Annotated in this window: 17 protein-coding genes and 1 pseudogene; 12 read left to right on the top strand and 6 right to left on the bottom strand. The window is 36.4% G+C overall.

Annotated elements, in window-relative coordinates:
* Positions 1 to 18: 18 nt before the first annotated feature.
* A complete protein-coding gene (locus tag CRS_RS14995) occupies positions 19 to 312 on the bottom strand; it encodes a TM2 domain-containing protein (RefSeq protein WP_142724835.1) in 294 nt (97 codons plus the stop codon).
* A gap of 145 nt (positions 313 to 457) precedes the next feature.
* On the opposite strand from CRS_RS14995, the pseudogene lptB reads away from it, so the two are divergent.
* Positions 458 to 1,183: pseudogene (gene lptB / locus CRS_RS14990) on the top strand (LPS export ABC transporter ATP-binding protein); the annotation flags it as partial.
* Positions 1,184 to 1,687: 504 nt separating this feature from the next.
* The gene (locus CRS_RS14985) at positions 1,688 to 3,415 is read left to right on the top strand and encodes an ABC transporter ATP-binding protein (protein WP_142725006.1); all 1,728 of its coding nucleotides are present in this window, start codon (positions 1,688 to 1,690) and stop codon (positions 3,413 to 3,415) included.
* A gap of 51 nt (positions 3,416 to 3,466) precedes the next feature.
* Here CRS_RS14985 and CRS_RS14980 read toward each other — a convergent pair whose 3' ends face one another.
* Both CRS_RS14980 and CRS_RS14975 read right to left on the bottom strand, forming a co-directional pair.
* On the bottom strand, positions 3,467 to 3,928 hold the full coding sequence (locus tag CRS_RS14980; RefSeq protein WP_142724833.1) for a carboxymuconolactone decarboxylase family protein: 462 nt from the start codon (positions 3,926 to 3,928) through the stop codon (positions 3,467 to 3,469).
* Between the two features lie 189 nt (positions 3,929 to 4,117).
* Positions 4,118 to 4,690 carry a Crp/Fnr family transcriptional regulator gene (locus tag CRS_RS14975; RefSeq protein WP_172617086.1) on the bottom strand — a complete coding sequence of 191 codons (573 nt, stop codon included), beginning with the start codon at positions 4,688 to 4,690 and terminating at the stop codon, positions 4,118 to 4,120.
* Between the two features lie 96 nt (positions 4,691 to 4,786).
* Here CRS_RS14975 and CRS_RS14970 point away from each other — a divergent pair, with 96 nt between their 5' ends.
* Positions 4,787 to 5,740, top strand: a complete 954-nt coding sequence (locus CRS_RS14970; protein ID WP_142724831.1) for a YafY family protein — start codon at positions 4,787 to 4,789, stop codon at positions 5,738 to 5,740.
* A 161-nt stretch (positions 5,741 to 5,901) separates the two neighbouring features.
* On the opposite strand, the gene CRS_RS14965 is transcribed toward CRS_RS14970, so the two are convergent.
* Positions 5,902 to 6,393, bottom strand: coding sequence for a DinB family protein (locus tag CRS_RS14965; RefSeq protein ID WP_142724830.1), 492 nt, complete (start codon positions 6,391 to 6,393; stop codon positions 5,902 to 5,904).
* Positions 6,394 to 6,564: 171 nt separating this feature from the next.
* Here CRS_RS14965 and CRS_RS14960 point away from each other — a divergent pair, with 171 nt between their 5' ends.
* From CRS_RS14960 to CRS_RS14935, 6 genes are all read left to right on the top strand, one after another.
* Positions 6,565 to 7,149, top strand: coding sequence for a hypothetical protein (locus CRS_RS14960; RefSeq protein ID WP_142724829.1), 585 nt, complete (start codon positions 6,565 to 6,567; stop codon positions 7,147 to 7,149).
* A gap of 336 nt (positions 7,150 to 7,485) precedes the next feature.
* Entirely contained in the window at positions 7,486 to 9,906 is a 2,421-nt protein-coding gene (locus tag CRS_RS14955; RefSeq protein ID WP_142724828.1) for a TonB-dependent siderophore receptor, read from the top strand.
* A 185-nt stretch (positions 9,907 to 10,091) separates the two neighbouring features.
* Complete coding sequence (locus tag CRS_RS14950; protein WP_142724827.1) at positions 10,092 to 10,661, top strand: cob(I)yrinic acid a,c-diamide adenosyltransferase; 570 nt, start codon at positions 10,092 to 10,094, stop codon at positions 10,659 to 10,661.
* Positions 10,651 to 11,298, top strand: a complete 648-nt coding sequence (locus tag CRS_RS14945; protein WP_142724826.1) for a thiamine diphosphokinase — start codon at positions 10,651 to 10,653, stop codon at positions 11,296 to 11,298. Before CRS_RS14950 ends, CRS_RS14945 begins: the two co-directional genes overlap by 11 nt.
* Positions 11,299 to 11,410: 112 nt before the next feature.
* The gene (locus tag CRS_RS14940) at positions 11,411 to 12,286 is read left to right on the top strand and encodes a tyrosine-protein phosphatase (RefSeq protein ID WP_142724825.1); all 876 of its coding nucleotides are present in this window, start codon (positions 11,411 to 11,413) and stop codon (positions 12,284 to 12,286) included.
* Between the two features lie 122 nt (positions 12,287 to 12,408).
* Positions 12,409 to 13,803, top strand: a complete 1,395-nt coding sequence (locus CRS_RS14935) for an arginine decarboxylase (protein ID WP_142724824.1) — start codon at positions 12,409 to 12,411, stop codon at positions 13,801 to 13,803.
* Between the two features lie 116 nt (positions 13,804 to 13,919).
* Here the strand turns inward: CRS_RS14935 and CRS_RS14930 are convergent, their stop codons facing one another.
* Positions 13,920 to 14,579: an HAD family phosphatase gene (locus CRS_RS14930; RefSeq protein WP_142724823.1), complete on the bottom strand. Its 660-nt coding sequence runs from the start codon at positions 14,577 to 14,579 to the stop codon at positions 13,920 to 13,922.
* Positions 14,580 to 14,765: 186 nt separating this feature from the next.
* Between CRS_RS14930 and speB the strand changes: the two genes are divergently transcribed.
* The 3 genes from speB (at position 14,766) to CRS_RS14915 (ending at position 17,522) form a co-directional block, all read left to right on the top strand.
* On the top strand, positions 14,766 to 15,623 hold the full coding sequence (speB, locus tag CRS_RS14925) for an agmatinase (RefSeq protein WP_142724822.1): 858 nt from the start codon (positions 14,766 to 14,768) through the stop codon (positions 15,621 to 15,623).
* A gap of 69 nt (positions 15,624 to 15,692) precedes the next feature.
* Positions 15,693 to 16,535 (top strand): methylated-DNA--[protein]-cysteine S-methyltransferase, encoded by an 843-nt coding sequence (locus CRS_RS14920; protein WP_142724821.1) that lies wholly within the window; start codon positions 15,693 to 15,695, stop codon positions 16,533 to 16,535.
* Between the two features lie 378 nt (positions 16,536 to 16,913).
* Positions 16,914 to 17,522, top strand: coding sequence for an alpha-ketoglutarate-dependent dioxygenase AlkB (locus tag CRS_RS14915; RefSeq protein WP_142725005.1), 609 nt, complete (start codon positions 16,914 to 16,916; stop codon positions 17,520 to 17,522).
* Between the two features lie 173 nt (positions 17,523 to 17,695).
* Here the strand turns inward: CRS_RS14915 and CRS_RS14910 are convergent, their stop codons facing one another.
* Positions 17,696 to 19,555, bottom strand: a complete 1,860-nt coding sequence (locus CRS_RS14910; RefSeq protein WP_142724820.1) for a CocE/NonD family hydrolase — start codon at positions 19,553 to 19,555, stop codon at positions 17,696 to 17,698.
* Between the last annotated feature and the right edge of the window lie 208 nt (positions 19,556 to 19,763).

Below are 19,763 nucleotides of genomic sequence, written 5' to 3'. Positions count from 1 at the left end.
AATTAAGTTCATTATTTCTTATAGCCAGCCTTTTTTGCCATATACATAAGTGTCATCAAATTGTTTGTCACTCATAAAGAGATATAAAATGCCTTCGATAAAAGGAATAATAGAAGCTGCTCCTAAAGTGACAACATTCAGAACAAGCTGAATGATTCCCTCCTTTGTATACCCCAGATAAAATTTATTTAAAGCCAGCCAGCCTACAAGAATTCCCAATAAAGCTGCAGGGATTTTCTTTTCTGAACGGTAAGGGACACCGCTTTGCTGGTTTTGTTCATTTTCTGTTTTTGTGTAACCGTAATTTTCCATTGCTTAGTATTGAGATTTTAGCTTTAAAATTGAAAACCGTATATCAAAGCTGCAAATTCACCCAATTCTCCTTTTGTTATTTAGCCTTTTAGCCTTTTTGCTCTTTCGCCTATCCGCGAGTTTATATTTTTGATATATTTGCCTTATGATTTTACGAGGAGAAAACTTAATCAAGGAATACGGTCCTAAAAAAGTTGTAAAAGGAGTTTCTGTACAGGTTCAACAGGGAGAAATTGTTGGTTTGCTGGGTCCAAACGGAGCAGGAAAAACCACATCGTTTTATATGATCGTAGGGTTGGTTAAGCCCACTTCAGGGAAAATTTTTCTGGATAAACAGGAGATTACTACTGATGCCATGTACCGAAGAGCTCAAAAGGGAATCGGGTATCTGGCTCAGGAAGCCTCAGTTTTTAGAAAACTTTCCGTAGAGGAAAATATTATGGGAGTATTGCAGTTGACTAAACTTTCAAAACGGGAGCAGCAGATCAAATGTGATGAACTGATCGAAGAATTTTCTTTACAGCATGTCCGTAAAAACAGAGGAGATCTTCTTTCCGGAGGAGAAAGACGTAGAACCGAAATTGCACGCTGTCTTGCCACAAGCCCGAACTTTATCCTTTTGGATGAGCCTTTTGCCGGTGTAGACCCGATTGCTGTCGAAGATATTCAGAAAATTGTAAGAAGCCTTGTAGATAAAAATATCGGAATTCTCATTACCGATCACAATGTACAGCAGACCTTAGCAATTACCAACAAAACCTATATTATGTTTGAAGGAAAGATCCTTAAAGAAGGGCTTCCTGAAGATCTTGCGAACGATCCGCAGGTAAGAGAAGCATATCTGGGCGAAAACTTTGTTTATCAAAGCATTCTGGATAAGCCGAAAAAGAAAAAGTACGCCTATAATATCTGGGCAGGTAATTTTGATTCAAAGGTACAGTTTCAAGGATTTGTAGATGAAAATTTCAGACAGTTTGATGACCTGAGACTGATGTATGGATTCGAAGATATTAGTTTTGCCTCATTAGCCAACTCTGAAATTGAGCATATTTTTAATGATGTGGTGGATAAAAATGCCAACAATTCATTTGTTTTCCAGAAAAAAGAGATCAACAGCCAGTATTCTCTGGAACAGGCAGAAGCAGAGTCTAAAGAAGCCAGCAGGAAAGAGCTGCACTACCTTACGACTTATATGTATGAAGGATAAAATATAAAGCATTTATTTGCTGAACATGATAATAAAACGTACCTTTTTCTTTTGAAAGCGGTACGTTTTTCATTTAAAATGATTTCTATGGCTAAACCTTTTAACAGAACCGTTACCTTATTCGGAATCTATAAACAGCTTGTCCCATTTATCAGACCTTACCGCCCTATGATTTATGGAACACTTTTTCTTACATTTCTCGGGGCTTTGGCCGCACAGGTCAATCCGATTGTTTTGAAATACACGGTTGATGAAGTGACCCAGCTTACCCATCTTCCACATCCGATGTCCGAAGGAATTCATATCCTTATTATTATTTCCATTATTTTACTGGGAAAGGAATTGTTGAATATTTTTATCAATTTCGGACAGAAGTTTTACGGAGAGAAGATCAGGATCAATGTTAGTTCCGTATTGGCACAGTCTGCGATTGATAAGATTCTGACCTATAAAGTTGCTTATTTTAATGATGAAAATCATGAATCCGGAAAATTGCAGATCAGAATAGATCGCGGTATTGAAAGCTTAACAAAACTGGTCCAGAATTTTTTTATTGATATTCTTCCGTTGTTTTCCAATGCCATCATTGCTCTTGTTATTATGTACATGCAGAATATGTATGTAGGAATAGTCTCTACAGTTATTGTTCCGATTTATTTTTATATCAGTTCCCTGCAGGCGAAAAAGCTAAGCGGAGTACGCCGCCAGCTCAGAAACCAACGGGAGAAAAAGACCTCAGGTCTGTTGAATCTGATTAATTCGATAATGGTTATTAAAAGTTTTGTTCGTGAAAAATTTGAAGGAAAAAAACAATATGATCTTCAGATGGAACTCATGGAAAGCCAGATGGTAACCAGAAGAACCAATTTTATTTATGATGGTTTAAAAACCTTTATTGAACAATTCGGAGTGGTTCTAATTATCCTATTAACCGTATATCTGGTACTTGATCAACAGATGACGATTGGTGCCATCATGCTTCATATCATGCTTTTTAACAATGTTTCGGCACCTATTCGCCAATTGCACAGAATTTATGATGATATGAACGATGCGATGATCTATGCAGAAGGGTATTTTGATATTTTAAATGCAGACAATGAAACTGAACCTAACGGAGGCTTTATTGAAAAAGAAATCAAAGGAACTTTTGAATTAAAAGATGTAGACTTTACTTATCCTAACGGAACGAAAGCATTGCATAATGTTTCTATGAAAATTGAAAACGGAAAGACTACCGCTCTGGTAGGATTAAGTGGAGCTGGAAAATCAACAGTGATTAATCTGTTATGTAAATTTTATCTTCCGGATTCCGGAGAGATTGTATTGGATGGAGTAAATCTTAATGAATATGACAATACTTTTCTGAGAAGCGACCTTGGGCTGGTGCTTCAGAAAAATCATATTTTCCAGGGCAGCATTGAAGATAATATCCGGTATGGAGATATGGATGCAAGCTTTGAAGAAATTCAGGCGGCGGCGAAGAAAGCTTATCTGCACGAACAGATTATGGATCTTCCGGAGAAATACCAGCATGATGCCACGCAGCTTTCCGGAGGGCAGCAACAGAGAATTGCAATTGCAAGACTGTTTCTTAAAGATCCTCCGATCATCTTTCTGGATGAACCGACTGCCAGCCTGGATGCCATCGCTACAGAACAGATCAAAAACTCTCTGGATGCTATAAAAGAAGGAAGAACAGTCATCATTATTTCTCATTCCCTGTCACAGATTCTGGATTCTGATATCATTTATGTGATGAAAAAAGGAAGAGTGGTAGAGAACGGAACTCATGATGAACTTTACAATAAAGAAGGTACTTACCGTGAGATTTTTGATGCCTCTGCCCGCAGTCTGAATCTCGATAAACTGGTGAATACTTTTAAAGAAAATTAAATAAAAAACTCAGCGGTCAGGCTGAGTTTTTACATTTAAAAAAATCATTTATTAGGCTTTTTCAGAAACCTGATATGCTCCTACATCTGCCCCGAATGCAATATTTATTCTGTTATAGCTGTTAATAGCAATGACAGCCATGGTCAGATCTACCATTTCAGTTTCAGAAAAGTGATGGCTTACCTGTGAATAAATTTCATCATTCACTTCTTTACCACTTAAAGCAGTTAGAGTTTCAGCCCATAATAACCCGGCCTTTTCTTTATCCGTATAAAATGAACATTCTCTCCAGGCGCTTACCAGAAATATTCTCTGTTCCGTTTCTCCTTTCGCTCTTAATTCTTTGGAATGCATATCCAGACAAAAAGCACATCCGTTCATTTGGGAAACCCTGAAATATATCAGTTCCAGGAATGAATTGTCCAGTGAAGAATTCTGTACCTGAAATCCCATGTTATGAAGGGCATTTACCGCTTTGTTTCCGATCGCAAATGCGTTGATTCTTTGTGACATAATATTTATTTTTGATGAATTATGTGACAAATGTAGAATGGAATTTTTCTGATTTTTTTTACAAATGATAAATTTTAAAAGAAAAGATTTTTTGAAGCTGTAGGATGGGAGCTGGATGCTGGAAGTTACTATTAAGTAGTTGATATATTCGGTCTTCAATAACTTCCCCCCTTCCAGGCTTCCTTTACTCTAAAGTTTCTGTGCCCTGATTCTGCTCAAAGAAACCTGGGTGATGCCAATATAATCTGCAAGATCTCCAAGGCTGATACGTTGAATAAGATCAGGTCTTTGCTTCAGAAAATTATGATAGCGTTTTTTTCCGTCGTCTTCGAGCATTTCACTGATCCGCCCCATCATATTGACCGGAGCTTTTGAATAAAGTTTACTGAAAAGTGTTTCTGCGGTATGATATTTTTTACATAATCCCTCAATGACGTCTTTGTGTACACGAAGTACCTCAGTGGTTTCCAGGGCAACGATCATATACTTTGACGGCTGTCCTGTAAGAAAACCACTTAATTCTGCGAAAAAAGCATTTTCTGCAAAAAATGTCATGATAAAATCCTTATCACCATTATCAAAAAACAGTTTCACCAGTCCTTTTTCAATGAAATAAAAATACCTGCAGGTTTCATCAGCCTTTAACAGGAAATCTCCCTTCCTGTAAGTTTTGGTTTCCATATGGGAAACAAGTCCATCTATGACTGCCTGTTCCGGTTTTAAAACTTTTTCAATAGACTGAACAAAATGAGTATGAAGCATAAAGAAAGAATCTGTTTTTGTAAAAAATAAATTTAATAAAAAAGCTGCCATATTTATAAGCCATACCTCAAAAAAGAATTTTAGTTTTGCTATATAATGAATGATCACTACCTTAAAAAACTCGATCGGGTAACGGCTATCCTTACCCAGTTACAGTCGAAATCTGTTGTACGCGCACAGGATCTGGCTGAAAAGTTCGATGTAAGCATCAGAACCATTTATCGTGATGTAAAAACTCTGGAAAATGCAGGGATTCCTATTGTTGGAGAAGCGGGCAACGGATATTCTCTTATGGAGGGCTATAAACTTCCTCCGATCATGTTTACAAAGGAAGAGGTCTTAAGTTTCATCACTGCTGAAAAACTGATGCAGAAATTTTCCCACCAGAGTTTGGGAAATCATTATCAGGCCGCTATGGAGAAAGTACGTTCAGTGTTGAAATATTCTGATAAAAATCTGATCAAAAATATAGAAAAGCAGATTGATGTTTTCAGCTTTCATACAGATTCGGGCGACTCACTGAAAAATGTAATTCCTATCATTCTTGAAAGCATTGCTGAGAAGACCCAGCTGACTATAAAATATCAGACGGTAGAGGGAAGGGTAAATCACAGAACCATTGAAACCGTGGGGATGTTTTTTGAGTTTAATTTCTGGTACATCATGGCCTTCTGTACTTTGAGAAAAGATTTCAGACAGTTTCGTATAGACCGTATTCTGGAAATTTCAAAGACGCAGAATCCCTTTTTGCAGGAATACGGACAGGTGAATGATTACCGTAAAAAATCAAATGGAAATAAGATAAGGGCTAAACTTCTGGTAGACAAAAAGGTCATGTCTCATCTGGTGAATTCTAAAAAATACTACGGACTCGTAGAAGAAGTAGAAACCGGACAAGGGGTAGAGCTTACTTTTGAAACCGAATGGATCAGTGACGGTTTTCCCCGATGGCTCATTACTTTTGCCGATTATGCTACTGTTCTTGAACCGGAAAGTCTTCGCACACGATTGAATGAACTGTTGATAAAAATGATAGAAAGACATCAATAAAACCCCAACAGATATCTGTTGAGGTTTAAAGACTTAATTGAGGCAAATAAATGAAATGGCTTGAAGTGAAAAGGCAGAATTGCAAATAAGCAGATTTGTTTTGTCGCAAAAAAAGATATGAGTTTGTTTAACCTTTTTGCAATTTTACCTTTTCGCTTTTATTAAAATCTTTCCCAGAAGAAAGGTGGTTCAATCCCTAAAGCTCTTAAATAAACATATCCCTGCCCACGGTGGTGGATTTCATTGTCAATGAAATAAAGAATATTTTCATACACGGGGAATTCATATTGTCCGAACAGGTTGAATACTTCCTGGAAACGCTCTTCAGAAATCTGATTGAAATAGTGGTTGATCACTTCTGTTTCTTCATCCCATCTTTTTAATAATTCTTCTTTAGTTGAAGGATTGAAGCCTTCTTCATTATAACCTTCCATATTTCCTTCAATGATTCCTTTCAAAGCAGGACCTGCAATGCTGATCATCTCCGTGGCAAGTTTGGCAAAAGGTCTCATCCCTCCAACAGAAAATTCAAATAATTCTTTTTCAGGAAAAGCTTCAATCACTCTTCTTGTAAGATTTCTGTGTCCCTGCCAGTCTTTTAATAACTGATCTGTAGTCATGAATTGCTTAGTCGCTGTGGCTGTAGTTGTCATAATATTATTGTTTTTGTTTGTTGTTGATACAAAGGTAAGATGTGGTAATGACAACAGTTTGTCAGTAGTGTTTCTGATATTAAAAAAATATTTTTTTCTTTGCTAAAATATCCTGACCTATTTTTCCGTTAGAAGAAGGGATATTAATAAAAAATCGCTATTATTAAAATTATGAAGAAGTATATTTTACCTGCTATTACCACTTTTTTATTAGTATCATGCAATAAGATTGAGGAAAAAATTGATCAGACTGTTCAGAAAACAACTGAAACCGTACAACAGAAAGCACAACAGGCTGTTGAAGAAACAGTGAAGAAAACAGTCAATGAATCTGTGAATTCTTTAATTAATTCTGAAGACGTTAAGTTTAGTACTGTTTTTCCGGGCACAGGTGCTTCCATTGTTTCCGAAGAAAAAGGGAAAAAGATCAAAATTCCGGGAAGACCTGAAGGTTATATTTTTAAATACAAAGCGGATATAGCAGCAGTACTTCCTTTTTTAGAGGGGCAGCCTACTTCTGATGAAAGTAAATCTGATAAAACTGCCCGAAAAATAGATGGACAAAGCATTGTAGATAAAATAAGCTTGTTATCTAAATTCCTTCCTGACAACACATTGGATACTGGTATTCTGGAGGATATAAAATCAGACAAGAATATTCAGTATTATAAGCTGAAAAGATTTCCCAAAAGCAGTACCATTATCTACAACCCAAAAAATCAGACCATCATACAATACGTAGAGGTAAATAAATAATTTGGATATGGCCGGTTTCTCCCGGCCATTTTTTATTCCCATTCATTGCAAGCCATAAGCGAAGCAATCTCAACCCGTTGAAAATTACTTATCAGAACGAATAAAATCATGTTTATTTCTGATGTTAACTGATTGATTTTTTTTATACAAATATGATGTTATTGATTTATTTTTTTTCATGTTTTGAGTAAATCACTTTATGTTTTGTAGATCAATTTTTATTTTAATGAAATGGTATGATTTTGGCAAATATGAAATTAAATTGTTATTATATGTTTTATTTTTATGATTAATGTTTATTTTTTCATTAGATTTATTGAATAATTAACAATTAACATGGAAAAGAATTTATTTAATAGAAAAATCTATGTCTTAGTATTAAGCGGAGCTGGTGCTATGGGATATGCTCAGGACAGCATAAAACAAAATAAAATAGATGAAGTGGTGGTTACCACGGGTAGAACTAAGCCCAGAACCATCATTACCTCAGCAATTCCTATAGACAATATTTCGGCAGCACAGCTAAAATCTACAGGTCAGGTTACTTTTGATAAAGCTTTAACCTATGCTGTTCCATCTTTCAATTCATCACAACAAACTGTTTCTGACGCCACGGCCCATTTTGATCCGGCAGACTTAAGAGGTTTGGGGCCTTCCAGAACATTAGTTTTAGTCAATAATAAAAGAAAAAATCAAAGTGCTCTTATTTATGTAAACGATACGCCGGGAAAAGGTGAAGTAGGTACAGATCTGAAAAGTATTCCTTCAGCAGCCTTACAAAACGTAGAGGTATTAAGAGATGGTGCATCTGCACAATACGGATCTGATGCTATTGCAGGTGTGATCAATATTATTCTTAAGAACGGTGTTGGAAAAAGCACGGTGAATCTCTTTTCCGGAATTACTTCAAAAGGAGATGGCTTTAATATCGGAGCAGATTTTAATACAGGAATCAGAATCGCAAAAACAGGAAGCCTGAATCTTACACTAGGATTTTCCTCACAAAATAAAACTAACCGTGCAGGTTCTGTTACAAAGGATGAACTTTTTGGTGTGGATAATGCCTGGACACAGGCTAATCCTGGTTTAGGAATGATCATTGGGCAACCGGAGACAAAAGTTGTCAATATGTTTGTGAATTTTGAATTGCCAACCGGCGAAACGGGTAAATTTTATGCTTTTGGCGGTACAACTTACAGAAATGGGACCAGTTTCGCTTTGTATAGAACACCTTATTGGGTATCATCAGATTTTGGTTTATTAACTCCAAAAGGACAGCCTTACAATGGATTTCAGCCGGAATTTAAAACCGATGTTTATGATTATAATTTAACCTCTGGATGGAAAGGCATGTTTGGAAAATGGAGTTTTGATGGGAGTGCCACCTTTGGCTCTAATGCAGTAGATTATGTGGTAGGAAATACCATTAATACATCTTTGGGTGCAAAGTCACCAACAAGTTTTAAGGCAGGTGGTCACCAGTTCAGTAATATTATAGGAAACATAGATGTCAGCAGGGATTTTGGTGTGCTTGTTTTAGGAGCCGGAGTAGAGATGCGCAATGAAAACTATCAGGCAAGAGCAGGAGAAGAGGCATCTTATATAGGAAGTGGTGCAGAATCATTTCCAGGACTACAGCCTCAAAATGAAGTCAATAAAAATCGTCAGAATATTGGAGCTTATATGAATGCTGAATGGGATGTTACAAAAAACCTGCTGCTTGGAGGAACAGTAAGATACGAAAACTTTAGTGATTTTGGAAATAATGTTTCCTGGAAAGGAAATGCAAGGTATAAATTGCTGGATGATAAATTAGTTTTCCGTGGATCTGTTTCCACAGGATTCCGTGCACCTTCATTACACCAGATTTACTATTCCAATGTTCAGACCAAAATTACTGGGAATACGGTAGCTAATCAGGGTACCTTTAATAATGACTCTCCCATTGTAAGATCTGATCTTGGGGTACCCAAATTAAATGCTGAAAAAGCCTTTAACATTACCGGAGGAGTTGCCGTAAAACCTTTTAAAAATCTTACTATTACAGCAGATTATTATAGAATAAAAATTGAGGACCGTGTACTTTTTTCAGGTGATATTGGTTACAAAACCGGTGCTCCGGGGAGTCCTGACCTGTCAAACCCTGTGGAAGTCATATTGAACAATAATAAAATAACTTCCCTGAAGTTTTTCACCAATGCTGTAAATACAGTTACCCAGGGAGTAGATTTCGTTGCGAATTACTATACTTCCGCTATTGGAAAAGGAAGATTAGGCGTTATTGCAGCCTTCAATTATAACGAAACTAAAATAGTGGATAATATTGCCGTTCCGTCTATTTTGGCACAAAATGGCTATTCAGAAAACTTTTTTGACAGAAAAGAACAATCCAGAATTACTTCCGCAAGGCCAAAAACAAAAACGATCCTTAGTCTGTCGTATGACATTACAACGTTTAATTTCAATCTTAATAATACTTACTTTGGTTCTGTTACATGGCAGCACGCTACTGATCCTGCCAAAGATCAGACATTTTCCGGTAAGGTAGTTACAGACATTGTTTTAACCTATAAAATTACGAATGATCTTAAAGTTTCCGGAGTTGTAAATAATTTATTTAATATTTATCCGGACGTAATAGACAGCAAAGGAGATGTGGTAACAGATCTTGGAGGAAGGTTCAAATATCCGTGGGAGGTTAATCAGTTTGGATTTAATGGTACAACTTTTCAGCTTAATGTAAATTACACCTTTTAGCTAGTAAATAAGGAATTGGAATTGTTTTGTCATGGTTAACAGGGGAAGTCAATTTCAAAAGATAAACCAAACTATATGAAAATTGCCTGACCTTAACTAAGGTCAGGCAATTTTTTTCAGATAGAACAGGACGTTATTACTACATTTTACTTTTTACATTGTACAAAAAAAGGTATTTTAGTCCTATGAAAATTTATACAAAAACAGGAGATAAAGGTCAGACGGCATTATATGGCGGAACAAGAGTTTCCAAAGCCAGTGCAAGGGTAGACAGTTATGGAAATATAGATGAACTGAATTCATTTATCGGAATTGCAAAAAGTCATATCGAAAATGAAGAAGTTTTAAGACAGCTGAAAAAAATACAGTTTGATTTGTTTACTGTGGGTTCAGAAGCTGCAACACCGGTAGATAAGCTGATGCTTGCCAATGGGAAATCCCGCCTTCCTATCATTATTTCAGAAACAGAAATAGAAGAACTGGAACAGTGGATGGATACTTTTGATGAAAAACTGGAACCGCTTCAGTATTTTATTCTTCCGGGAGGAGGGAAATCGGCCACTTTTTTACATGCGGCAAGAACAATTTGCAGAAGAGCAGAACGTTCATTGGTATTTCTGAATGAATCCGAAGAAGTACGCCCGGAACTGATTAAATATTTAAACAGACTTTCAGATTATCTTTTTGTGTTGGCAAGATACATTTCAAAACTGAACAACGAACCGGAAGAATACTGGAACCCAAATGAGAGATAAAGTATTACTTTTCATCAACGGAGATGCTCCAAAATCATTACCCAATCCTGAAAATTATGGTTTGATCGCCTGCACAGACGGGGCCTTCCATTATTTGAAAAGAATGGGCTTTCCTTTAGATAAACTGGATTTTATATCCGGTGATTTTGATTCGCACTCCGGATCAGATGAAGGTATGTATGAAGAAAAATTTATTCTTACATTAGATCAGGACAAAACAGACTTTCATAAAGCTCTGGAAATTATTCAGGAAAAAGGTTTTTCAGAGATTGATGTTTTTGGAGGAAGTGGAGGTGAACAGGATCATTTTCTTGGAAATCTTACCGTTGCTTATACCTTCAAAGATCATATGGATCTAAAGTTTTATGATGAATATTCAGTGTATTATTTTATCCCTAAAAGCTTTAAGGTAGAAGGAGTGAAAAATAAAATGATCTCCCTATATCCCTTTCCTTCAGCGGAAAATATCACCACAAAAGGGTTGAACTGGCCATTGGAAAATGGAAGCTTATCCATTACTTCAAGAATTGGAACCCGGAATTTCGCTGTTGAAGATGAGGTTTCCATAGAATATGAATCAGGAGACGTTTTATTTTTTGTAGGGATCAAGGAGATAGAATATCCTGCAATCTATTAAATATTAAAAGAGTCTTTATTGGCATATTCTCCTATCAATAGAAGCGGGCATTAGCCCGTTTAATTTAAAACAGATGAATCCATTGGCTTTAGCCAAAACTTATTAAAAACCATTGAATAAACTAATCAAAATATCAGTTTTCACCATTTCATTATGCTGCATTGTTTCATGCAAAACACAGCATTTTGAAACCCCGGAATACGGAAAAAATGAAGCTGAAAAAGTGATCCGGCTTAAAAAAGTACACAATTTCCGGACCGTAGGAAATATCAAAAACACAGAAGGGAGAATATTAAAAGAAGGAAAGCTGTATAGAAGTGCTCATCTTCATAAACTCAAAAAGAAGTCTTTTGACCGTTTTGATGAACTGGGAATTAAAGAGATTATTGATCTCAGAAATTCTAAAGAAATAGCTCAGAAACCTGATCAGCTTCCGGCAGAAAGTGCATATAAAAAATATTCGGCATTTGAAGATGAAGGCGATCAGCTGGCTCAGGCAAAAAAACTGGTTCTTAAAGGCAAAGTGAATGCTTCTGATGCGGATAAAAGAATGATCGATTTTTACCGTGAATACGTTACGGAAAATCCCGAAACCATAAAAATGATTATCACCGAAGTGCTGGAGTCCAAAGACCCTGTTCTTTACCACTGTACAGCCGGTAAGGACAGGACCGGGATTATCACAGCACTGATCCTTACCATTCTGAAATTTGATAAAGAAACCATTTACAATGATTATCTTTTATCCAACAATTACAGGAAAGACCTTGTTCAGAAAAGGCTCCGCCTTGCTGGCAGATTACATTTCCTCTATCCGAAAATGGATTTGAAGGTGCTGGAAAAGCTGAGCTGGGTTGAAAAAAGATATCTTGACGCAGCTTTTGAAGAGATCAATAAAAAATATGGCTCCACAGATGCCTATATTCAACAGGTATTGGGGATTTCAGAAGCCAAAAGAAGAGAATATATTCAGAAATTTACCTATTGATTTTCAGGGGGAAATTTTTACCGGATTTAATATTGGCTCTTTATTTAAAATTATAATAATTTTAACACCTAAAAATGAAACTTTTTTAGCAATTTTGCATTTCTTAATTCACTTGTTTAGAAATGAAAATAAAGTACTCGGAACTTATTGATCAGACATTATATTTTCCTACGGAGGAATTTAATGTTTCTGAGAACAATTTGTTGTTTCACGATATTCCGTTGATGGATGTTGTTGAACAATTTGGCACTCCGCTAAAGATTAGCTACCTGCCGAGAATTTCTCAAAATATTCAGAAAGCGAAAGGCTGGTTTAAAGAAGCTTTTGAGAAAACCGAATATAAAAAGAATTATACCTACTGCTACTGTACAAAATCCAGTCATTTTAATTTCGTATTGGAAGAAGCTCTGAAGAATGATATTTCAATAGAAACATCGTCTGCTTATGACATGGATATCGTAAAATCTCTTTATGAGAAAGGTAAGGTAGATAAGAATATTGAAGTAATCTGTAATGGTTTTAAAACCGATGATTATCTGGCCAAAATTTCAGATATGATCAATAACGGATTTGAAAACATTACTCCGATTCTTGACAATTACAGAGAGCTGGATAAGCTTACAGAAAGCATCGATTCTACTTTTGATATCGGGATCAGAATTGCATCGGAAGAAGAACCGAAGTTCGAATTCTATACTTCAAGATTAGGGATCGGATATAAAGATATTATTCCTTATTACAGCCAGAAGATTGCGGAACATCCGAATGCAAGGCTGAAAATGCTTCATTTCTTTATCAACACGGGGATTAAGGATACGGCATATTACTGGAACGAATTGTATAAATGTCTTCGTGTATATGCACGTCTGAAGAAAATCGCTCCGGAAGTGGATTCACTGAACATCGGAGGAGGTTTCCCAATCAAAACTTCTTTGAACTTCGATTACGATTATCAGTATATGGTAGAAGAAATCGTTTCCCAGATCAAGAAATTCTGTGAAGAAGAAGGAGTAGAGGAACCCAATATCTATACTGAGTTTGGAAGTTTTACCGTAGGGGAAAGTGGAGCCAACCTTTATAAAATTATCTCTCAGAAACGTCAGAACGACAGAGAAAAGTGGAATATGATTGACTCTTCTTTCATGACCACTCTTCCGGATACATGGGCCATTTCAAGACACTTTATCATGCTTCCGCTTAACCGTTGGGAAGATACCTATGAAAGAGTGTTCCTTGGAGGACTGACTTGTGATTCAGACGATTATTATAACTCTGAACAGCATACCAATGCTATTTATCTGCCGGTTTTCAGTGATACAAAGCCTTTGTATATAGGATTCTTTCATACGGGAGCTTATCAGGAAACAATCGGTGGTTATGGCGGAGTTCACCACTGCCTGATGCCTCAGCCGAGACACGTTCTGATTCAGAAAGATGAAAACGGTGAATTACAATACGAAATTTTCCGTGAAAAACAGGAGCCGGAAGATGTATTGAAGCTTCTTGGATATAAATAATTTTATGATCAATAGAAATGGGCTTTAGCCCATTTACAATCAATAGAAAAGTCAATTGGCTTTAGCCAAAACTTATACAAAACAAAAGCTCTCAGATTTTTCTGAGAGTTTTTCATTTAAAAATATTTTGAAATCTTATCCAGTTCTAATTCTTCATAATCGGAAACCACTGTATCTGCTAAGGTATAATCCTGGTTTTTTGAATGTGGGCTTCTGTATGCAGCACAAAAGATTTTTGCCCTGTGAGCCGCAAGAATGCCGTTTGTGGAATCTTCAATCACCATACAGTTTTCAACAGGTTCTCCAGCCATTTCAGCTGCCAGCAGAAAAACTTCAGGATGAGGTTTTGATTCCTTTAAATCGGCGCCGCTAATCTTTCCACTGAAATAGGGCTCCAATCCGAATTTTTCAAAAACCATATTAATGGTTACCATTGTAGCAGAAGAAGCCAGGATAAGCTTTATCCCATTTTCATGATAATGCTCAATCAGTTTTCTTACCCCCGGAATTAGGTCAAATTCTTCATCATTGTAAAAATAATCCTTGAAATGAGATCTTTTGATTCCTGCGATCGTTTCGTAAGTCTGATCTAAGTTAAATTCAGTAATCAATATTTCAGAAACTCTTTTGGTAGAAGCTCCTGTAAAAGAGGTGTACAGTTCCTCGGGTACTACAATTTCCAGTTCATCAAATGTTTTGAAATAGGCTTTTCTATGTAAGGGTTCCGTATCTACAATTACCCCATCCATATCAAAGAGAACAGCTTTTAAAGGCATATCAGTAGTTTTATACAAAAATAACTTTTAAAATTTAAATAGGGAAAGATTTAAAAATTTAAAAATCAGGATAAAGGTTAAATATTCATAACAAACCGTTCATCATTTATAACTCGGGTACTATTTTGTATCTTTGCGGAATCATTTAATCTTTCAATCATTTAATTTTTTAATTAATAATTATATATGAAAACATACGCAGGAATTCCCGAGGAAAATGCAACGTTAGAGAATTCGAAAGTAATGTTGTTAACCGTTCCTTACGATGGAACTTCAACATGGGGTAAAGGGGCTGATAAAGGTCCGGAATTATTCTTAGATGCTTCTGAAAACATGGAGCTTTATGATATTGAAACCCAAACAGAGCCTTATCTTCAGGGGGTATATCTGGCAGGAGAAGTTTCTGAAAATTCCAGTCCGGAAGCAATGACAGAAGCCGTTTATCAGAAAACAAAAGAGCTTTTGAACAATGAAGGGAAAGTATTTACTTTATTTGGAGGTGAACACTCTGTGTCTATCGGTTCTATCCGTGCAGTAGGAGAGAAATTTGAAAACCTTACCGTTCTTCAGCTGGATGCTCATACAGACTTACGTCCTGAATTCCACGGTTCTACTTCTAACCATGCTTGTGCGGTGTTTGAAGCTAACCAGAAACATAATTTAGTTCAGGTGGGAATCCGTTCTATGGATGCTGAAGAAGCTCAGTATTTACCGGAAGGAAGAGTATTCTTTGCTCACGAAATTGCGAACAACGAGAACTGGGTGAATGATGTATTGGAAAAAGTTTCAGGAAACGTATATATTACAATAGACCTTGATGCTTTTGATCCATCTATTGCTCCATCTACAGGAACTCCTGAGCCAGGCGGGTTACAATGGTATCCGACACTGGAATTATTAAGAAAAGTATTTGAAAAATGTAATGTTGTAGCATTTGACATTGTAGAGTTAATGGATTCTCCAATGGCTAAGCCAACGGCTTTCCTTGCTGCTAAGCTATATTATAAAATGCTTGCTTATAACGATATTTATAACAACAACTAATATTCCGCAAGAATCGGATTTTTTCTGCCGTATATTCTTTGGAAATTTGTGAGGTAAAATCATAATACAATGTCCACACAAAGTCAGATAGATTATAACAGAATTGCAAAAGCGATAGAATATATCCAGAGCAATTTCAGGCTTCAGCCAAGTTTGGAAGAAGTGGCAGAAAATGTTCACTTGAGTCCGGCCCATTTTCAGAAGATCTTTACAGATTGGGCAGGAACAAGTCCGAAAAAATTTTTACAGTTCATCAGCCTTGAACATGCTAAAAATTTATTGAAGGAAGAAAAAGCAAGTTTGTTTGATACTGCCTATGAGACAGGCCTTTCAAGCACCAGCAGGCTCCATGACCTGTTTGTGAAAATAGAAGGAATGTCTCCGGCAGAATATAAAAACGGAGGAAAAAGCCTCCATATTCATTACAGTTTTTCCGAAAGCCCTTTCGGAAATCTGTTGGTAGCTTCTACAGAAAAAGGAATCTGCTATATGGCTTTTGAAGACGATAAAGAAAAAGCATTCGGGGAACTGAAGCAAAAGTTCCCTAATGCTTCTTTTATTGAGCAGCAGGATGCTCTTCAGAAGAATGCACTGTCCATATTCGATAAAGACTGGACTCAACTCAATACGATTAAATTACACTTAAAAGGAACTGATTTTCAGCTGAAAGTATGGGAAAGCCTATTGACAATTCCTATGGGTAAACTGTCTACGTATGGCAGTCTGGCTGAAAAAATAGGTAATCCTAAAGCATCCAGAGCGGTAGGAACAGCTATTGGGAGTAACCCTGTTGCATTTCTGATACCTTGTCACCGTGTGATTCAGTCTACCGGACACCTCGGCGGTTACCGATGGGGAAGTGAAAGAAAACAACTTATTGTAGGTTGGGAAGGTTCACAGATGTACTCGTAATATATTTTTATCACAAAAGACACAAAAGGATTTTTGAGAGATGGATCATAAGATTAAAAATTATCTGTAATAAAGTTCACAACAATAAAATCAAAGATCTTCGAAGGCTTTAGTATACTTTTATATATGAATCTTGTTAGTTAAATAGTAATGTATTATAACTTTTGTGGTTGAAAAATATTGAGCCTTAAGTTTTGGCTAAAGCCAATGGATTAACTCTCTTTTTATTAAACGGACTAAAGTCCGTTCCTATTGATAAAAAAGAATATGGTGTTATTTGTGATCTGTATTAGTGTCATTTGTGTTTAAATAAAAGCCATAAATACATTTTACATTGTACCTTTTACAAAATAAAGCATTTAAATTAAAAAAACGATGATGAGTCTCTTTGAAGAAATTTCAGATTATCCTCTCAACATACTTCCGCATGACGGAACCGTTCATTATTACGGCAAGGTTTTCTCCAAAGAAAAATCTGATTTTTATTATGATTATCTGCTTAATCAGATTCCATGGGAGAATGATGAAGCAATCATCTTTGGAAAATTGATTTTAACTAAAAGGAAAGTAGCCTGGTTTGGAGAAAAAGCATTTGAATATACGTATTCAAAAAGAACAAAATTTGCAAAGTTCTGGACCCCGGAATTATTGGAACTGAAGAAAAAGTGTGAGGAAGTTTCAGGAGAAATCTATAACTCCTGCCTGCTCAATCTATACCATGACGGAAGTGAAGGAATGGCGTACCACAGTGATGCAGAAACAGATCTTAAGAAACACGGGGCAATCGCTTCCCTGACTTTCGGAGCGGAAAGAAAGTTTTTATTTAAACATAAAACAACCAAAGAAAAAGTTGAAATATTCCTGGAAAGCGGCAGTTTGTTAATTATGAAAGGAACTACTCAGGACCACTGGCTTCACAGGCTTCCGCCTACCACAAAAGTGCATACTCCAAGAATAAACCTGACTTTCAGAACCATTGAAGAATAGTTTTAAGAGGATATTTATCCACAATGTTTGTCTATTATATTTATCAATAGAAGTGGGCTTTAGCCCACTTGAACAAAAGAACCAATTCATCCGGCTTTAGCCAAAACCTAAAATAAAACCTCAGATCTTTAAAAAATAAAAAGCTGTTCAGACGAACAGCTTTTTATTTTATTTTATTTTAAAACATCAGCTTCAATAGAGCTGTCATCATATACTTTGATAAATGCCTTGGTGTAGTCCTCCTTGTTGGCAAAATTCGGATTATCCATAAACTTCTGCGGGTTGATCGCGAAAAGTGGAAACCATGTACTGCTGATCTGAATCTGAATTTTATGTCCTTTCTTGAAGGTATGAACCACATCCTGAAGTCTGAAATTGACCGCTGTTTTCTGATCAGGAACCAAAGCTTCTCCCTTTTCTCTTGTATTTCTGAATCTCGCAGGCATGATCTCACTTCTTACCATCTGGTGATAGTTGCCATAGATAACGCCTTCTTTCTTTTCTGCTGGTTTGAAATCTTCAGGATATACGTCGATCAGTTTTACTGCAAAATCAGCATCGGTAGAAGAAGAGGCAATGTTCAGTTTGGCCATGATTTCTCCGGCGAAAGTAATGTCATCCGTTAAAACATCGGTAGTGAAAGTTAATACATCAGGTCTTCCCACTGCAAATCTCTGATCTTCCGACATATAATTTTTTGGAGTAAAGCCATTAAAATCTTTTAAATGATCCGAACTTAGAACAGGATTGTTCGGATCACTGTAATATTCGGAATAACCTTGTCCTGATGATTTTTTTAAGGTCTTATCAGCCAGATAGAAATTCACTTTCTGTGCATTTTTAGGAGGGTAAGAAGCAAATTCCTTCCATTGTTTAGCCCCTGTATCATACATCAGCGCTTCAGGAAGTCCTGCATCTTCTTTGGTATTACCTTTCAGATAATGATTGAAGAATTTTGTTTCAATATTTTTCTGATAATACGTTGCAATACTATCCCCAAAATACGTTTCACTGTGGAAATGTTTTCCCTGTTCCTGTGACCAGCCGCCGTGGGAGAAAGGTCCCATTACAATAGTATTTTTGGCTTTAGGGCTTGTTTTTTCGATGGTCTTATAAATATTCAGAGGACCGGAAAGATCTTCTGCATCAAACCATCCGCCGACAGTCATTACAGCGTGATTGATGTTTTTTAAGTGAGGAAGAAGTCCTCTTTTCTGCCAGAACTCATCATAGTTGGTGTGATTCATAATCTCTGTCATGAAGAAATTATTCTTATAATATTTTTCATAAGCATCCTTCAATGTACCAAGGTCTCTGTAGAATTTTAATCCGTCTTCGGAAGTTTGCTTAATGAAAGAATCCATATACCATGCCTGCTTTTCAGGTTGTGTCTTTTGAATTCCGAAAACCGGGAAGGTTCTGAAATATCCTAACATAAATCTTCCGTTGTGAAGAAAATCATCATTCCAGAAATCGGAAATAGGAGCCTGCGGTGAAGATGCTACCAGAGCAGAATGCTGTGATAATGTCCCCACAGCAGTATAAAAGCCCGGATATGATGTTCCGAACTGACCTACCTTACCATTGTTATCTTTAACATTTTTCAAAAGCCATTCGATGGTATCATAGGTATCCGTACTTTCATCAACATCTTTTTTCGTTTTACGCTCTACCTGTGGTGTCATATTGGTAAATGTACCCTCACTCATATACCTTCCGCGAACATCCTGGTACACGAAAATATACTTGTCTTTCATAAGATAGGTATTGGGGCCTACCTTGGTCTTATATTCATTCTCTCCATAAGGAGCAATGCTGTAGCAGGTTCTCTGCATCAGAAACGGATATTTGTTCTTGTTCGATATATCTTTCGGGATATACACGGCTGTGAAAAGTTTCACTCCATCACGCATCGGAATATAAAATTCTTTCTTGGTGAAATTGTCTTTAACGAAAGTATCTTTCTGTTCTGTTTTCTGGGCTTTTCCAAAAATGAAAAAAAGAACACATAATACTGAAATAGGGGTTTTCATAAAAAAAATTTGCCGCTAATTTAAAAATAAAAACACGTTTATTGACAAATCTTCTTTAAAAGGTTGTTGTAAAAACCACCCCGTCAAAAATTCTTTGAATTTTCGCCACGCCTACAGAGGAGGGGAATTTTACGTCTCCAGTTGTGATTATATTCAGACCTGAAATTTAGACTATTCATGAAAATAGCCGGATCTATCCGGCCATTAT

Origin of the sequence: Chryseobacterium sp. ON_d1 (assembly GCF_006829085.1) — a bacterium.
In the GTDB taxonomy this organism is placed as follows: Bacteria; Bacteroidota; Bacteroidia; order Flavobacteriales; family Weeksellaceae; genus Chryseobacterium.
The sequence above is the reverse complement of the archived record's forward strand: the minus strand, read 5'-3'. Positions and strand labels throughout refer to the sequence as shown.

Coding starts and splice junctions, on each gene's coding strand:
- CRS_RS14970 (WP_142724831.1), top strand. CDS start 4,787: ATGAATGATCACTACCTTAAAAAACTCGATCGGGTAACGGCTATCCTT.
- CRS_RS14945 (WP_142724826.1), top strand. CDS start 10,651: ATGAGAGATAAAGTATTACTTTTCATCAACGGAGATGCTCCAAAATCA.
- CRS_RS14980 (WP_142724833.1), bottom strand. CDS start 3,928: ATGTCACAAAGAATCAACGCATTTGCGATCGGAAACAAAGCGGTAAAT.
- CRS_RS14995 (WP_142724835.1), bottom strand. CDS start 312: ATGGAAAATTACGGTTACACAAAAACAGAAAATGAACAAAACCAGCAA.
- CRS_RS14920 (WP_142724821.1), top strand. CDS start 15,693: ATGTCCACACAAAGTCAGATAGATTATAACAGAATTGCAAAAGCGATA.
- CRS_RS14985 (WP_142725006.1), top strand. CDS start 1,688: ATGATTTATGGAACACTTTTTCTTACATTTCTCGGGGCTTTGGCCGCA.
- CRS_RS14915 (WP_142725005.1), top strand. CDS start 16,914: ATGAGTCTCTTTGAAGAAATTTCAGATTATCCTCTCAACATACTTCCG.
- CRS_RS14950 (WP_142724827.1), top strand. CDS start 10,092: ATGAAAATTTATACAAAAACAGGAGATAAAGGTCAGACGGCATTATAT.
- CRS_RS14930 (WP_142724823.1), bottom strand. CDS start 14,579: ATGCCTTTAAAAGCTGTTCTCTTTGATATGGATGGGGTAATTGTAGAT.
- CRS_RS14975 (WP_172617086.1), bottom strand. CDS start 4,690: ATGCTTCATACTCATTTTGTTCAGTCTATTGAAAAAGTTTTAAAACCG.
- speB (WP_142724822.1), top strand. CDS start 14,766: ATGAAAACATACGCAGGAATTCCCGAGGAAAATGCAACGTTAGAGAAT.
- CRS_RS14935 (WP_142724824.1), top strand. CDS start 12,409: ATGAAAATAAAGTACTCGGAACTTATTGATCAGACATTATATTTTCCT.
- CRS_RS14910 (WP_142724820.1), bottom strand. CDS start 19,555: ATGAAAACCCCTATTTCAGTATTATGTGTTCTTTTTTTCATTTTTGGA.
- CRS_RS14965 (WP_142724830.1), bottom strand. CDS start 6,393: ATGACAACTACAGCCACAGCGACTAAGCAATTCATGACTACAGATCAG.
- CRS_RS14960 (WP_142724829.1), top strand. CDS start 6,565: ATGAAGAAGTATATTTTACCTGCTATTACCACTTTTTTATTAGTATCA.
- CRS_RS14955 (WP_142724828.1), top strand. CDS start 7,486: ATGGAAAAGAATTTATTTAATAGAAAAATCTATGTCTTAGTATTAAGC.